Below are 14,469 nucleotides of genomic sequence, written 5' to 3' on the forward strand. Positions count from 1 at the left end.
TTTCTACCTCAGTTTCAGGGTGGCAAGGCCGACCAGTACGAGAATCACGGTGATGATCCAGAAACGGACAATCACGCGTGGCTCGGGCCAGCCCTTGAGTTCAAAGTGGTGGTGAATCGGCGCCATGCGGAACACGCGGCGCCCGGTCAACTTGAAGGACGCCACCTGGATGACCACCGACAGGGTTTCCATCACGAACACACCGCCCATGATGAACAACACGATTTCCTGGCGAACAATCACCGCGATCGTGCCCAGGGCTGCGCCCAGCGCCAGGGCGCCGACGTCGCCCATGAAGACTTGTGCCGGATAGGTGTTGAACCACAAGAAGCCCAGACCGGCACCGATCAGTGCGCCGCAGAACACAATCAGTTCACCCGCGCCCGGTACGTAAGGGATCAGCAGGTATTCCGCGAACTTCACGTTACCCGACAGGTAGCAGAAGATGCCAAGCGCGCCGCCCACCATCACCGTCGGCATGATCGCCAGGCCGTCGAGGCCGTCGGTCAGGTTCACCGCGTTGCTGGAGCCGACGATAACGAAGTAGGTCAGCACCACGAAGCCGATACCCAATGGAATGCTGGCGTCCTTGAGCATCGGGATGATCAGGGTGGTTTCCACTGCGCTTGGCGCCGTGGTGTACAGGAAGATCGCTGCGCCCAGGCCGAACACCGACTGCCAGAAATACTTCCAGCGGCTTGGCAGCCCCTTGGAGTTTTTCTCGATCACTTTGCGGTAGTCATCGACCCAGCCGATGGCGCCGAACAGCAAGGTCACCAGCAGCACCACCCAGACGTAGCGGTTGTGCAGGTCGGCCCACAGCAAGGTGCTGATGCCGATGGACGACAGGATCAACGCGCCGCCCATTGTCGGGGTGCCGGACTTGGACAGGTGCGACTGCGGGCCGTCATTACGAACCGATTGACCAATTTGCAGGTTCTGCAGGGTGCGGATCATCCACGGCCCCAAAAACAGCGACAAAGACAGCGCGGTCAGCACACCCAGGATCCCGCGCAGGGTCAGGTACTGAAAGACCGCGAAGCCTTTGTGGAACTGTTGCAGATACTCAGCCAGCAGCAGCAGCATTAATGTTTCTCCGTACTTGAGCCACACAAGGCCGCGACGACGTTTTCCATCACCGCGCTGCGCGATCCCTTGATCAAAATGGTTGTGTGTTTGTCTTGTTCTGCTGTGCCCAGCGCCTGAATCAACTCGGCCTGGGTTGCGAAATGTCGCGCACCTTGGCCGAAGGCAGCCACGGCATGGGCCATGTTCGTACCAACGGCGTAGAGGGCGTCGACTTTGCCTGCGGCATACGCGCCGACTTCGCGGTGGCCTTGTTCAGCCCAGTCGCCCAATTCGCCGATGTCACCCAGCACCAGCACCTTGCGACCGTCAAAACCCTTTAGCAGGTCTACAGCGGCATTAATGGACGATGGGTTGGCGTTGTAGGTGTCATCAATCACACGCATGCCGTTGGTTGCCAACTGCGCCACGGTACGACCCTTGACCGGTTGCACCGCGCCCAGGCCCGTGGCAATACCGAACAGCGAAACGCCCAAGGCATGGGCCGCAGCGGCGGCGGCCAGGGAGTTGGCGACGTTATGGTTGCCCAACAAATTCAGTTGCACGTGTTCGTCACCTTGCGGGGTGTGCAAGGTGAAGGACGGACAGCCGCGGGCATCGACAGTGATGTTGGATGCATGGAAATCAGCCGCTGCGTTAAGCACGGCAAACGTCAGGACCTTGCGACCGGCGGCGCGTACACGCCAGGTCTCGAAGGCCTTGTCGTCCAAATTCAAAACCGCGGTGCCAGATGCATCCAGGCCCTCAAGAATCTCGCCCTTGGCTTCGACGATTTTTTCCGGTCCACCGAACTCGCCAACGTGGGCAGTACCGGCGTTGTTGATAATTGCTACGTGGGGCTTGGTCAGCGCCACGGTGTAGGCGATTTCGCCGATACGCGAAGCCCCCAGTTCGATCACTGCCGCCGTGTGTTCCGGGGCGAGTTCAAGCAGGGTCAGCGGAGCGCCAAAGTCATTATTAAGGTTGCCACGGGTCGCAAGCACCGGGCCGCGCGTACGCAGTACACCAGCAAGCAGTTCCTTGACCGTTGTCTTGCCGCTGGAGCCGGTAACGGCTGCGACAGGCTTATCAAAAGCGGCACGGTTCAGCGCACCCAATTGACCCAGAGCCAAGCGGGTATCCGCGACGAGCAGTTGCGGCAAGGTGGAGTCGGCGACTTCGCGCTGAACCAAGGCACCCACGGCACCTTTGGCGGCCACTTCATTCAGGTAGTCGTGACCGTCAAAGCGCGGTCCGGCCAAGGCGACAAACAGTTGCCCAGGCTTGATCGCGCGACTGTCGATACTCACGCCATCGAAGCAGCAATCGCTCGACAGCATACGAGCGGACAGAGCCTGGCTCAGCTCGCTGAATTTCATCGCTTTAAGCATGGGCAATCTCCCAGGCGGTCAAGGCGTGATCGGCCTCGACCAGATCGGAGAAGGCATGACGCTCGCCATTGATTTCCTGGTAGTCCTCGTGTCCCTTGCCGGCCAGTACTATCACGTCATCAGCGCTGGCACTGGCGATCAACTGGGCGATGGCGGCACCACGACCGGCAACGAAAGTAGCCTTGGACGCGTCTTTAAAGCCTGCGCGGATATCGTCGAAGATCTGGCTCGGGTTTTCGCTGCGCGGGTTGTCATCGGTGACGAGTACGCCGTCGGCCAGGCGCTCGACAATCTCGGCCATCAGCGGACGCTTGCCGCGATCGCGATCACCGCCGCAACCGAACAGGCACAGCAACTTCCCTTTGGCGTGAGGACGCAAGGCTTCGAGGACTTTTTCAAGGGCATCCGGGGTGTGGGCGTAATCAACCACCACCAGCGGCTGGGTGCCGCCACCCAGGCGTTGCATGCGACCAGCCGGACCTTCCAGCTTCGGCAGCACTTTGAGGATTTCGTCCAGGGCGTAATCCAGGCCAAGCAGCGCGCCGATAGCGGCGAGGACGTTGCTGAGGTTGAACCGCCCGAGCAAGGTGCTGCGCAGGTGATGTTCGCCTTGGGGCGTTACCAACGTGGCGCGAACACCTTCGTCATTAAATTGGGCTTCGCGGCAATACAGGTACGCGCTGGAGTCCAGCAGGCTGTAGCTGATCAAACGCGATTCGCTGTCCTGCGCGGCCAACTGGCGACCGAACTCGTCGTCCAGGTTCACAACCCGGCACTTCAGGTCATTCCAGGCGAACAGCTTGGCCTTGGCGGACGCATATGCCTCCATCGTGCCGTGGTAGTCCAAGTGGTCGCGGGACAGGTTGGTCATCACCGCCACATCAAAGGCCAGGGCGGTTACGCGGCCCTGGTCCAGACCATGGGACGAGACTTCCATGGCAACCGCCTTGGCACCGGCCTTTTTCAGGTCGGCCAGGGTCGCTTGCACAGCAATAGGATTGGGCGTGGTGTGCAGGCCGCTTTGAAGCGCGCCATAAAAACCGGTGCCAAGGGTGCCAACGATGCCGCAGTGCTGGCCCAGCAGGTCAAGCGCTTGGGCAACCAGTTGGGTCACACTGGTCTTGCCGTTGGTACCGGTCACACCCACCAGATTGAGATGGCGGCTTGGGTCGCCATAGAAGCGCCCGGCGATGTCCGACAATTGCTTGGCCAAGCCTTTGACAGGGATCAGCGGCAAGTCGGTGATCGGCAGCACCGTGGCGCCTTCCACTTCATAAGCCACGGCCGCGGCGCCGCGCTGCAAGGCGTCGGCAATATGCGCACGACCATCGACCTTGCCGCCTGGCACCGCCAGGAACAGGTCACCGGCGCGCACGTTACGGCTGTCGAGGGTCAACTCGCGAATCAGCAGATCGCGACCAGCGTGGGCAAAAATCTTATTCAGGCTAAGAGACATCAGCCGCGCCCTCCATTGGCTTTGACTGCAGCAACCGGTGGTCCGGCATTCGCTTGTTGAGTCGGCGGCAAGTTGTCCGGCGTGATGTTCATCAAGCGCAGGGTGCCGGACATCACTTTGCTGAACACTGGCGCCGAGACCAGACCACCGAAGTAACCGGCTTTGCTCGGCTCGTCGATCACTACAACAATGGCGTAACGTGGATCGCTCATCGGGCCAAAGCCGGCGAACAGCGAACGGTAGGAGTTTTCGGCATAGCCCTTGGTACCCACCGACGTTTTACGCGCGGTACCGGACTTGCCTGCCACGTGATACGCCGGCACCTGGGCACGGAATACACCGCGCGGCGCTTCGATCACTTGTTGCAGCATGCCTTGCATAGTCTTGGCGACGTTTTCCGGGATCACCTGGGTGGCTTTCGGCGCTTCGTCGACGTGAATCAGGCTCAGCGGCACCATGCGACCGTTGTTGGCCAGCACGGAGAACGCGTGCGCCAGTTGGATTGCGGTTACCGACAGGCCGTAACCATAGGAAAGCGTGGCGGTCTCGGCCTTTTTCCAGTCGCGGTAGTTCGGCAGGTTGCCGACACGCTCACCGGGAAAATCCAGACCGGTGGGTTGGCCCAAGCCGATTTTCTGCGCCAGGTGGTAGATGGTTTCACCGCCGATATCGAAGGCGACCTTACTCATGCCCACGTTACTGGAGTTGATCAGGATGCCTGTCAAATCCAACACCGGACCTTCGGTGCGCGATACGTCACGAATAGTGTATTTGCCAAGCTGCAAAGTGCCTGGGTACACCTCGACCTTGTCGCTGGGTTTCCAGCGTCCGGTTTCCAGTGCGGCACTCATGGAGATGGCTTTCATGGTCGAACCCGGCTCGAACACGTCGATCATGGCGCGGTTGCGCATCATCGCCGGCTGCAGGTTGCGACGGTTATTCGGGTTGTAGGTCGGCTGGTTGACCATAGCCAGGATCTCGCCGGTCTTCACGTCCATGATCACGAGGCTGCCGGCCTTGGCGCCGTTCTCGATGATCGCGTTACGCAGCTCGCGGTTGGCCAGGTATTGCAGACGCAGGTCAATCGACAACGCCAAGGGCTTACCGGCCTTGGCGTTTTTGGTGACTTGGACATCCTTGATCAGTCTGCCGCGCCGATCCTTGATGACTTGTCGTTTACCGGGAACACCAGCCAGCCATTCGTCGTAGGCCAACTCCACGCCTTCGCGGCCGTGGTCATCGATGTCGGTAAAGCCGACCATGTGGGCGGTGGTTTCACCGGCCGGATAGAAACGACGGAATTCCTCGATGCCGTAGACACCGGGGACTTTAAGGTCGAGCACTTGCTGGCCCTGCTCGGGGGTGAGGCCACGAACAAGGTAGATGAATTCTTTATTGGCTTGAGCCTCAAGGCGCTCGGCCAAGGCTTTTGGATCCTGGCCCAGTGCGGCAGCCAGTTGTGGCCACCTGTCCTTGGCAACCTGCAACTCCTTGGCGTTGGCCCACAGGGTAGTTACCGGCGTACTGACGGCCAGAGGCTCGCCGTTACGGTCGGTGATCAGGCCGCGGTGCGCAGGAATCGGGATATGACGAAGGCTACGGGCGTCGCCCTGGCCGATCAGGAAGTCACGGTCGACGACCTGCAAGTCAATGATCCGCCAGGCAATCGCCCCCACCATCAATGCCAGCAACCCGAGCATCAGTCGGAAGCGCCATGGATAAAGTGCGCCCTCGAGCTTCATCATGGCGCCACCATGCGGACTTCGGCCGCGCCCGGAATGTGCATTTTCAGTTGTTCGGTGGCCAGAACTTCGATACGGCTATGGGCCGTCCAGGTGCTTTGCTCCAGGATCAACCGACCCCATTCCGCCTGCGCTTTGTCGCGCACACTCAATTCCCCGTACAGGGTGTTAAGCAGTTGACGGTTGTAGTGGGCGCTGTAGGACACCGCAATCGCGGACACCAGCACGCCGACAAACAACAGCAACATAAAGAAGCTGCCGCCCGGCAGGGGCTTGGCGAAAAGCTTGCTCACCGCAGCTTCTCCGCGACGCGCATGACGGCGCTACGGGAGCGTGGGTTGGCCTTGAGTTCGGCTTCGGAAGCAAACTGCGCTTTGCCATGGATTTTGATTTTCGGCACAAAGGCTTCGAAACGCACCGGCAGGTTGCGCGGCAGGTTGTCGGACTCACCCTTGACCAACCGACGCATGAACAATTTGACGATGCGGTCTTCAAGGGAGTGGAAACTGATCACCACTAGACGACCGCCCACTTCCAAAGCGTCCAGCGCGGCTTCAAGACCAGCTTCCAGATCGCCCAGTTCGTTGTTGACGTGAATGCGCAGGCCTTGGAACGCACGGGTCGCAGGATTCTTGCCCTTTTCCCATGCAGGGTTGGCGACTTTGAGTACTTCGGCCAGGTCGGCGGTGCGTTCGAACGGCTGAATTTCACGGCGCTCCACCACGGCACGTGCCATGCGACCAGCGAAACGCTCTTCACCGTATTCCTTGAATACGCGGGTAATTTCTTCATGGGGAGCGGTGGCGATGAACTGTGCCGCACTGATGCCACGGGTAGGATCCATGCGCATATCGAGAGGGCCATCGTTCATGAAGCTGAAGCCGCGCTCCGGATCATCGAGCTGCGGCGAAGACACGCCTAAGTCGAGCAAAACCCCGGCCACCTTGCCCGCCATACCACGCTCGGCGACTTCAGCACCCAGCTCGGCAAAGCTGCGCTGCACAACGACAAAGCGGCCGTCTTCGGCCGCTAGCGCTTGCCCGGTGGCAATCGCTTGGGGGTCTTTGTCGAACCCGAGGAGCTTGCCGTCGGGACCGAGCTGGCTGAGTATCAACCGGCTGTGCCCGCCCCTGCCAAAGGTGCCATCCAAATAGCAGCCATCCGCGCGTACGGCGAGAGCCTCAACGGCTTCGTCAAGCAGTACGGTGATGTGGTTAAAGCCGCTATCAATAGTCACAGGATCAAATCACGCAGTTCATCAGGCATAGCGCCCGGTTGTTGAATAGCAGCCAGGTCAGCTGCAGAAACAGCATCCCAGGCATCTTCGTCCCACAATTGGAACTTGTTCAGTTGGCCAACCAGCATTGCGCGCTTGTCCAGCTTGGCGTACTCGCGAAGACGCGGGGGCACCAGGAAACGACCACTGCCATCGAGCTCAAGGTCGACGGCATTACCGATCAGCAAACGCTGCAGGCGGCGGTTTTCTTCACGCAATGAAGGCAGGGCGCGCAATTTGGTTTCAATCAACTCCCACTCATCGAGCGGGTAAACACATAAACAAGGATCAACAGCATCGATAGTGATGATTAATTGCCCGGAACTTCGCGAAATCAGCTCGTCACGATACCGGCTCGGCATGGCGAGACGGCCTTTTGCATCGAGACTGATAGCGTTAGCTCCGCGAAACACAGATGCGTTTCTCCAAATTTTAGCGTTTTACGTTCAAAAAACCCACTTTGTGCCACTTTCCGCCACTTGCGCACACTATAGGAATGCGCCCACCACACCGTCAAGGCGCGGATTCAAGGAAAAGCCTTACAGAACGGAGATTTAGGAGCGTAAAAGCAGGAGAAACCAGAGTTCGGCGGTATTTTTGACCCAATAAGGGCAAATAGCTCAAAGAGCTACGACTTAAAGTTAAAGTAATTTATTAAGAGTAAGATTTTTTTGGTATTACGAAGATGCATCTGCCAATGATTTGGCAGGGAAGGATTCTTGCGTTATTACCGGTTTTCTGCCCGAGACTCGGGCAGAAGGAAAAAGGTGGAGAGTCGATCTGTAAGCCGGGTTCTGTCTTGAACAGTCATTCGTCTACGATGGCCATCACTGGACATCTTTAGCAACCTACCCGGTCCCAGCGCGGGCCACGCCTTGGGACCCTATTTGGTCTTGCTCCAAGTGGGGTTTACCTAGCCACGAACTGTTGCCAGTCGTGCGGTGCGCTCTTACCGCACCTTTTCACCCTTACCGGTACCGAAGTACTTAGGCGGTTATTTTCTGTGGCACTTTCCGTAGGCTCACGCCTCCCAGGCATTACCTGGCACTTCGCCCTATGGAGCCCGGACTTTCCTCCCCCCCCTAATTTTCATAGAAGGCAGCGACTGTCCAATCGACTCTCCGCCGCGCAGGTTAACGGCACGGCGGCCTCAGGACAAGTAATAATAGTCACCAAGGCCATCACGTTCAGACGGAATACCGGTTTAACCCCGGAACTATTCAGCTTTCTGTTTATCCAGCGCAACTTGATACAACACATTCTTGCGCAGACCGGTAATTTCTGCAGCCAGGGCCGCGGCGCGCTTGAGAGGCATCTCCTTGAGGAGCAGGTCAAGAATACGCATGGCCTCGCTGCCGACCGCATCTTCGGCCTCCGGCGCCGTCCAGCCCGCCACCAGCACCACACACTCGCCACGCTGTTGATTGCTGTCGCCCTCGACAAATGCACGCAACTCCTCCAGCGGCAGCCCCTTGAGGGTTTCGAATGTTTTAGTCAGTTCTCGCGCCAACAATGCCAGGCGCTCGCCGCCAAACACCAATTCCATATCTTGCAGACATTCAAGGATGCGGTGCGGCGCTTCGTAGAAGATCAAAGTACGCGGCTCTTCCTTTACCGCTTCAAGACGCGCACGACGCCCCACTGCTTTGGCCGGCAAAAAACCTTCGAAAATAAACCGATCTGAAGGCAGCCCCGCAGCCGACAATGCAGCAATCAGCGCGCACGCACCCGGAACAGGCACTACATTGATACCAGCGGCCCGCGCTTGGCGAACCAAGTGGTAACCCGGATCAGAAATCAGCGGCGTTCCCGCGTCGGAGATCAGCGCCACATCGTCACCGGCCAGCAGGCGCACGATAAAGCGGCTGCCTTCTTCGCGCTCGTTGTGCTCGTGACAGGCGGCTAATGGCGTGCTGATACCAAAATGCTGCATCAACCGCTGGGAGTGCCGGGTGTCTTCCGCCGCGATCAATTTAACCTCGCGCAACACTTTCAGCGCCCGGGCACTGATGTCGTCCAGGTTGCCAATGGGCGTCGCCACGACAAAAAGCGAGCCTGCAGTGGAATTCAAAGGACCTGGAGCAGTCAAAACGCACACCTCGATGGTTGGCAAAAGCCGCATTGTAGCGCGTAGATGCTTTGAAAATATGCCATCACGGTCGATGCCGTTTCCGCCGCCGATTGCCTACAACAGCCCAATACCAACATTTGCACGACCTAAATCGACGGTTTCACACCAGTAACATCGCGCCTGGGCCAGTGCTTGGGTACAATTCCACGCTAATTTGATCGGTATCAGGAACACTTACATGATCGCTTGCCTGCGGCTGCTCTCTGCCCTCTGCCTCGCTGCCTTACTGGCGGCTTGCGCCAGCTCGCCCTCGTCCAGCCTTGGCGAACTTCCACGGACCCCGGATGCCAGTATCGAGCAACTGCTCGAACAGGCAACAACCGCCAAGACGCCAGAAAAGGCCGCATTGCTGCGCCTGAGTGCGGCAGACATGGCTTATAAACAAAACAACCCTGGCCGCTCGTCGCAAATTCTTGCCCAAGTGCCCCTGGACGCCCTCAAGCCGGCAGCACAAGTGTTCGCCAGCACCCTGGCCGCCGAGCTGGCCATGGCACGCAACCAGCCGAAGGCTGCGCTGACTGCCTTGAACCACGCTAGCCTGCAAAGTCTGAAGGACCTGCCGACTGAACAGCAGATTCGCACAGGTACCGTGCATGCTCGTGCTTATGAGGCTGATGGCCAAACCCTCAACGCTGCCCGCGAGCGTGTCGCCATGGCGCCACTGCTCACTGGCGATGCAGCCCAAAGCAATCACGAAGCCATCTGGACTTTGATTGCCGCACTACCTGCCGAACAACTGCAAGCCAGTGGCAACCCGACCCTGGACGGCTGGATCACCTTGGCCCAAGCGGTCAAGGGTGCCGGCACGCTGGAGCAACAACAAGCCGCTATCGACACCTGGCGCGCGCAGAACCCCGGCCACCCGGCTGCCGTGCAGTTGCCAACACCGCTGACCAAGCTCAAGGAACTCGCAAGCCAGCCCTTGAGCAAGATTGCCCTGCTACTGCCCCAAGAGGGCCCCCTGGCTTCCGTGGGCAAGGCACTGCGCGAAGGCTTCATGGCCGCTCACTACCAGGCTGAACAAGCCGGGCAGAAGCCCCCGGTGATCGAGTTCTATGACAGCTCGCGCCTGACTTCCATCGACGACTTCTACGCCAAGGCCCAGGCTGCCGGCGTGCAATTAGTCGTCGGCCCACTGGAGAAGCCGCTGGTCAAGCAGCTCAGTGCGCGCCCGCAACTGCCGATCACCACCCTGGCACTGAACTACAGCGAAACCGATCAAGGTCCAGCGCAATTGTTCCAGTTCGGCCTGGCCGCTGAAGACGAAGCTCGCGAAGTCTCGCGCCGTGCCCGTGCCGACGGCCTGCATCGCGCTGCCGCGATGGTGCCCCGTGGCGAATGGGGTGAGCGCGTCTACAAAGCGTTCCGCCAGGATTGGGAAGCCAACGGCGGCACCGTCATGGGGGTCGAGTATGTCGACCAGCCGGTCGCCCTGGCCCAGCAGATTGCCGATCTGTTCCAACTGCGTAAAAGCGAAGGCCGCGCCAAGAGCCTGCAAAGCACCGTTGGTACTGACGTAGCGGCACAACCGTCGCGTCGCCAGGACATCGAATTCATCTTCCTGGCCGTCACTCCGCAACTGGCCCAGCAGATCAAGCCGACCCTGAACTTCCAGTACGCCGGTGATGTACCGGTCTACGCAACGTCCCACGTTTTCAGCGCCAGCGGTGACCGCAACCAGTACCTGGACATGACCAATGTGATGTTCTGCGAAACGCCTTGGCTGCTCAACACCACTGACCCGCTGCGCAACCAGGTTGCGGCGCAATGGCCACAAGCCAACGGCAGCCTGGGCCGCCTGTATGCAATGGGTGTGGACGCCTACCGCCTCGCGCCACGCCTTGGCCAGCTCAAGGCCCTGCCGGACACACGGGTTGACGGCCTTTCGGGCAACCTGGGTATCAGCGCCAACCAGCGCGTTGATCGCCAGATGCCATGGGCGAAGTTCGTCGGTGGCGAGATCCAACGCCTGCCGGACACCCCGCGCTGATGCCCGAGAGGTCCAGTGCGCAAAGCGGCAAGGATGCCGAACTTCAAGCTCTGCAACACTTGCAGAAACAAGGCCTGCGCCTGCTGGCGCAGAACTGGTTGTGTAAACGCGGCGAGCTTGATCTGGTCATGCTTGACGGCGATACAGTAGTATTCGTCGAAGTCCGCTACAGAAAACACGCACAATGGGGTGGCGCGCTCGCCAGTATCGACGGGCGCAAGCGTCAGAAGCTGATACTCGCCGCGCAGTTTTTCCTGCAAAAAGAGCATCGCTGGGCCAACTCCCCCTGCCGTTTCGACGTGGTTGCCATAGAAAGCACACCGTCAGGCAAGGCTGATCTGAACTGGCTCAAAGATGCCTTCGACAGCTGATTCGCCGGACATCTTCACCACACACTTTTGCTCTTTGCTTTGCGGGCTGCACATTCCTGTGCCAAATAGCCGCGCTAATTAAGGTCACACAGATGGACATGCAATCCCGAATTCGCCAGCTTTTCCAGGCCAGCATCGACACCAAGCAACAGGCGATGGACGTACTTGCACCGCACATCGAGCAAGCCAGTCAGGTCATGGTTAATGCCTTGCTTACCGAACGCAAAATGCTTTCGTGCGGCAACGGCGGTTCGGCCGGCGATGCCCAGCATTTCTCGTCCGAATTGCTCAACCGCTTCGAGCGGGAGCGTCCGAGCCTGCCGGCTATCGCCTTGACCACCGACTCGTCGACGATCACCTCGATAGCCAATGACTACAGCTACAACGAAATCTTCTCCAAGCAGATCCGCGCCTTGGGCCAACCAGGCGATGTACTGCTGGCGATTTCCACCAGCGGCAACTCGGCGAATATTATTCAAGCGATCCAGGCCGCACATGATCGCGAAATGATTGTCGTAGCATTGACCGGACGCGATGGCGGCGGCATGGCCTCGCTGTTACTGCCCGAAGATGTTGAAATTCGCGTCCCGGCCAATGTCACCGCACGTATTCAGGAAGTCCACCTGCTGGCGATCCACTGCCTGTGCGATCTGATCGACAGCCAACTGTTTGGGAGTGAAGAATGACCGTTAACCGCCTCGGCCTCTTGGCCATTACGCTGTGCCTCGGCATCAGCGGCTGCAGCACGGCGATCACTGCGACACGTGACACCCCTATTCAGGACGACAAGGGCACCCGCACCTTCGGCAGCAAGATTGACGACTCGTTGATCGAAACAAAGGTCGAAGTAAACGTCGCCAAAGCCGCAACGGACTTGGGCAACGGTGCGTCGCGTATCGTCGTAACCAGCTTCAACGGCGTGGTGCTGCTCGCAGGCCAAACGCCGCGCGCCGACCTCAAGGCCCAGGCCGAGCAGGCCGCTGCGTCGGTTCAGCGGGTCAAGAAGGTCCACAACGAATTGCAGGTCATGGATCCGATCACCCTGCTTGCCATCAGTAATGACGCGCTGCTGACCACCAAGATCAAAGCGCAGATGCTCACCGACAATGCGATCCCCGGCTCGCGTATCAAGGTCGTGACGGACAACGGCATCGTTTACCTGATGGGCCTGCTGACCCAGGCAGAAGCCACCCGTGCGTCCAACCTGGTACAGGGCGTATCCGGCGTGCAGAAAATCGTGAAGGTGTTCGAATACATCGACTGATGTAATCGACAGCCACAAAAAAGGGCGCCGTGCATTGACTGCACGGCGCCCTTTTTATTAGCCGTTGTTTACTGGTACTGCGAGTACGGGTTGCCTTGGAACTGGTTGTTCTGTTGTGGCGCCTGTTGCTGGGTGCCCGGCTGGCCGTACTGCTGGCCAGGGATTGGGCCCAGGTTAACTTCCACGCGACGGTTCTGAGCGCGACCGTTGACGTCGGCGTTGCTGGCAATCGGGTTATCCGGACCGGCACCACGGGCACTCAGGTTTGCACCGTTGACGCCTTGGGAGGTCAAGTAGTTGGCCACGCTCTGCGCACGACGCTGGGACAGATCCATGTTCAGTTGGCGGCTACCGGTACTGTCGGTGTAGCCCACAATCTGGATGGTGTTTTGGTTGAACTGTTTGAGGGAGTTGGCCAGGTTGTTCAGCGGCTGATAGAAGCTGCTGGAGATCGCATCCGAGTTGGTCGCGAAGGTGATGTTGCCCGGCATGATCAGCTTGATCTGGTCACCCTGGCGCTGAACTTCAACTCCAGTGTTGGCCATGCTCTCGCGCAGTTTCTTTTCCTGTTGGTCGGCGTAGTAGCCATAACCCGCGGCACCAGCACCCGCCACCACCGCACCGATCAGCGCACCCTTGCCACGGTTGTTATGGTCAATGGCAGCACCGGCCAACGCACCGGCAAGAGCACCGAGACCACCGTACTTGGCGGTTTTGCTCATACCGCTGGATTCATTATTCGCCTGTCCCTGGCTGCTGCCGTCATAAGGATTAGGTGAAGCGCAGCCGGACAAAAGGGCTACGGCGGTGGCGACTACAAGCAGACGACGCGGAGTGAACATGAAGAGAGCTCCTACTTTTTGCATTCTGTGGTGCAGAGGACATTGGCAATGGACCTTTGCCGAGTTTGGAACACGACAAATGGCAAAAATTCCGTGAACACTCGCGCAGCTGTAACGAAACGTTAGCCCGCATTACCGCTGTAGAAAACGTAGCAGACCCAGCCTGAACGCGACCTGCGTTTTTACTACAACAGATTACCCCTCATGAAACATGCATCAGCCCGCTTTCACCTCCTCAAGCCCGCACAAATGGATTCTCGCGCATCTCATCGCCCAGTCGCGTGTCCGGTCCGTGGCCGGTGACCACCGTGGCACTCTCGTCCAGCGTATAAAGCCGCTGTTTGATCGAGCGCACAATCGTGGCCTGGTCCCCACCCCACAGATCTGTACGCCCCACGCCACGACGGAAAAGCGTATCGCCGGCGATCAGCAGCTTGGCGTCGGCAAACCAGAAACTCATCGAGCCCGGCGTGTGACCCGGAGTATGCAAGGCAACGCCACAGCCGCAGGCTAACTCTTCATCATCTTCCAGCCAACGGTCTGGCGACGGCACGGGGGTATAAGGCACGCGAAACATCTGGCACTGCATTTCCAGGTTGTCCCACAGAAACTGGTCTTCCTTATGCAGGTGCAAGGTGGCGCCAGTTTTCTCTTTCAACTGACCCGATGCCAGGAAGTGATCGAGGTGGGCGTGGGTATGGATGATGCTCACCACCTTGAGGCCCAGCGCGTCCAGGCGGGCCAGGATCAATTCATGGTTGCCGCCCGGGTCGACCACAATGGCTTTTTTAGTAATGGGATCGCCGATGATGGTGCAGTTGCACTGCAGGGGACCGACAGGGAAGGTTTCGCGTATGAGGGAAGGCTGTGCGGTTTCCATGAACGGGCCTCTGGTGCAAATTAACTGGGGGGTTGGGCAGTATCGCCAGGATAATTGCACT

General features: G+C 59.0%; 14 protein-coding genes and 1 other RNA gene. 4 read left to right on the forward strand and 11 right to left on the reverse strand.

Annotation, left to right across the window (positions count from 1 at the left end):
* Positions 1 to 3 precede the first annotated feature (3 nt).
* The 9 genes from mraY to rsmI form a co-directional block, all read right to left on the reverse strand.
* Positions 4 to 1,086 (reverse strand): phospho-N-acetylmuramoyl-pentapeptide-transferase, encoded by a 1,083-nt coding sequence (gene mraY / locus G9Q84_RS02140; RefSeq protein ID WP_032886319.1) that lies wholly within the window; start codon positions 1,084 to 1,086, stop codon positions 4 to 6.
* Entirely contained in the window at positions 1,086 to 2,456 is a 1,371-nt protein-coding gene (locus G9Q84_RS02145; protein WP_181642827.1) for a UDP-N-acetylmuramoyl-tripeptide--D-alanyl-D-alanine ligase, read from the reverse strand. Before G9Q84_RS02145 ends, mraY begins: the two co-directional genes overlap by 1 nt.
* Entirely contained in the window at positions 2,449 to 3,912 is a 1,464-nt protein-coding gene (locus G9Q84_RS02150; protein ID WP_181642828.1) for a UDP-N-acetylmuramoyl-L-alanyl-D-glutamate--2,6-diaminopimelate ligase, read from the reverse strand. The genes G9Q84_RS02145 and G9Q84_RS02150 overlap by 8 nt, the downstream gene beginning before the upstream one ends.
* Entirely contained in the window at positions 3,912 to 5,654 is a 1,743-nt protein-coding gene (locus G9Q84_RS02155) for a peptidoglycan D,D-transpeptidase FtsI family protein (RefSeq protein ID WP_163033163.1), read from the reverse strand. The genes G9Q84_RS02150 and G9Q84_RS02155 overlap by 1 nt, the downstream gene beginning before the upstream one ends.
* Positions 5,654 to 5,947, reverse strand: a complete 294-nt coding sequence (gene ftsL / locus G9Q84_RS02160) for a cell division protein FtsL (RefSeq protein WP_003216203.1) — start codon at positions 5,945 to 5,947, stop codon at positions 5,654 to 5,656. Before ftsL ends, G9Q84_RS02155 begins: the two co-directional genes overlap by 1 nt.
* On the reverse strand, positions 5,944 to 6,891 hold the full coding sequence (rsmH, locus tag G9Q84_RS02165) for a 16S rRNA (cytosine(1402)-N(4))-methyltransferase RsmH (RefSeq protein ID WP_032886315.1): 948 nt from the start codon (positions 6,889 to 6,891) through the stop codon (positions 5,944 to 5,946). Before rsmH ends, ftsL begins: the two co-directional genes overlap by 4 nt.
* The gene (gene mraZ, locus G9Q84_RS02170) at positions 6,888 to 7,343 is read right to left on the reverse strand and encodes a division/cell wall cluster transcriptional repressor MraZ (RefSeq protein WP_003171868.1); all 456 of its coding nucleotides are present in this window, start codon (positions 7,341 to 7,343) and stop codon (positions 6,888 to 6,890) included. The genes rsmH and mraZ overlap by 4 nt, the downstream gene beginning before the upstream one ends.
* Positions 7,344 to 7,697: 354 nt before the next feature.
* Positions 7,698 to 8,051: RNase P RNA component class A (gene rnpB, locus G9Q84_RS02175), an RNA gene on the reverse strand.
* A gap of 95 nt (positions 8,052 to 8,146) precedes the next feature.
* Entirely contained in the window at positions 8,147 to 9,052 is a 906-nt protein-coding gene (gene rsmI, locus G9Q84_RS02180) for a 16S rRNA (cytidine(1402)-2'-O)-methyltransferase (protein ID WP_163033157.1), read from the reverse strand.
* Positions 9,053 to 9,239: 187 nt separating this feature from the next.
* Between rsmI and G9Q84_RS02185 the strand changes: the two genes are divergently transcribed.
* From G9Q84_RS02185 to G9Q84_RS02200, 4 genes are all read left to right on the forward strand, one after another.
* Positions 9,240 to 11,051, forward strand: coding sequence for a penicillin-binding protein activator (locus G9Q84_RS02185; protein ID WP_095183864.1), 1,812 nt, complete (start codon positions 9,240 to 9,242; stop codon positions 11,049 to 11,051).
* Positions 11,051 to 11,422 (forward strand): YraN family protein, encoded by a 372-nt coding sequence (locus G9Q84_RS02190; protein ID WP_032886313.1) that lies wholly within the window; start codon positions 11,051 to 11,053, stop codon positions 11,420 to 11,422. The genes G9Q84_RS02185 and G9Q84_RS02190 overlap by 1 nt, the downstream gene beginning before the upstream one ends.
* A 92-nt stretch (positions 11,423 to 11,514) precedes the next feature.
* Positions 11,515 to 12,108 carry a phosphoheptose isomerase gene (locus G9Q84_RS02195; protein WP_032886312.1) on the forward strand — a complete coding sequence of 198 codons (594 nt, stop codon included), beginning with the start codon at positions 11,515 to 11,517 and terminating at the stop codon, positions 12,106 to 12,108.
* Positions 12,105 to 12,686 carry a BON domain-containing protein gene (locus G9Q84_RS02200; protein WP_032886311.1) on the forward strand — a complete coding sequence of 194 codons (582 nt, stop codon included), beginning with the start codon at positions 12,105 to 12,107 and terminating at the stop codon, positions 12,684 to 12,686. The genes G9Q84_RS02195 and G9Q84_RS02200 overlap by 4 nt, the downstream gene beginning before the upstream one ends.
* Positions 12,687 to 12,754: 68 nt before the next feature.
* Here G9Q84_RS02200 and G9Q84_RS02205 read toward each other — a convergent pair whose 3' ends face one another.
* A complete protein-coding gene (locus G9Q84_RS02205) occupies positions 12,755 to 13,528 on the reverse strand; it encodes a YiaD family glycine zipper/OmpA-like lipoprotein (RefSeq protein WP_032886310.1) in 774 nt (257 codons plus the stop codon).
* Positions 13,529 to 13,763: 235 nt separating this feature from the next.
* Complete coding sequence (locus G9Q84_RS02210) at positions 13,764 to 14,408, reverse strand: MBL fold metallo-hydrolase (protein WP_122755602.1); 645 nt, start codon at positions 14,406 to 14,408, stop codon at positions 13,764 to 13,766.
* Positions 14,409 to 14,469: the final 61 nt, after the last annotated feature.

The organism is Pseudomonas sivasensis, from assembly GCF_013778505.1.
GTDB lineage: Bacteria > Pseudomonadota > Gammaproteobacteria > Pseudomonadales > Pseudomonadaceae > Aquipseudomonas > Aquipseudomonas sivasensis.

What these genes read in the sequence shown, in the direction of transcription:
- G9Q84_RS02210 (WP_122755602.1), bottom strand. Translation starts at nt 14,408, where the DNA reads ATGGAAACCGCACAGCCTTCCCTCATACGCGAAACCTTCCCTGTCGGT.
- mraY (WP_032886319.1), bottom strand. Translation starts at nt 1,086, where the DNA reads ATGCTGCTGCTGCTGGCTGAGTATCTGCAACAGTTCCACAAAGGCTTC.
- G9Q84_RS02155 (WP_163033163.1), bottom strand. Translation starts at nt 5,654, where the DNA reads ATGAAGCTCGAGGGCGCACTTTATCCATGGCGCTTCCGACTGATGCTC.
- G9Q84_RS02195 (WP_032886312.1), top strand. Translation starts at nt 11,515, where the DNA reads ATGGACATGCAATCCCGAATTCGCCAGCTTTTCCAGGCCAGCATCGAC.
- G9Q84_RS02190 (WP_032886313.1), top strand. Translation starts at nt 11,051, where the DNA reads ATGCCCGAGAGGTCCAGTGCGCAAAGCGGCAAGGATGCCGAACTTCAA.
- G9Q84_RS02205 (WP_032886310.1), bottom strand. Translation starts at nt 13,528, where the DNA reads ATGTTCACTCCGCGTCGTCTGCTTGTAGTCGCCACCGCCGTAGCCCTT.
- G9Q84_RS02185 (WP_095183864.1), top strand. Translation starts at nt 9,240, where the DNA reads ATGATCGCTTGCCTGCGGCTGCTCTCTGCCCTCTGCCTCGCTGCCTTA.
- G9Q84_RS02150 (WP_181642828.1), bottom strand. Translation starts at nt 3,912, where the DNA reads ATGTCTCTTAGCCTGAATAAGATTTTTGCCCACGCTGGTCGCGATCTG.
- G9Q84_RS02145 (WP_181642827.1), bottom strand. Translation starts at nt 2,456, where the DNA reads ATGCTTAAAGCGATGAAATTCAGCGAGCTGAGCCAGGCTCTGTCCGCT.
- rsmI (WP_163033157.1), bottom strand. Translation starts at nt 9,052, where the DNA reads ATGCGGCTTTTGCCAACCATCGAGGTGTGCGTTTTGACTGCTCCAGGT.
- G9Q84_RS02200 (WP_032886311.1), top strand. Translation starts at nt 12,105, where the DNA reads ATGACCGTTAACCGCCTCGGCCTCTTGGCCATTACGCTGTGCCTCGGC.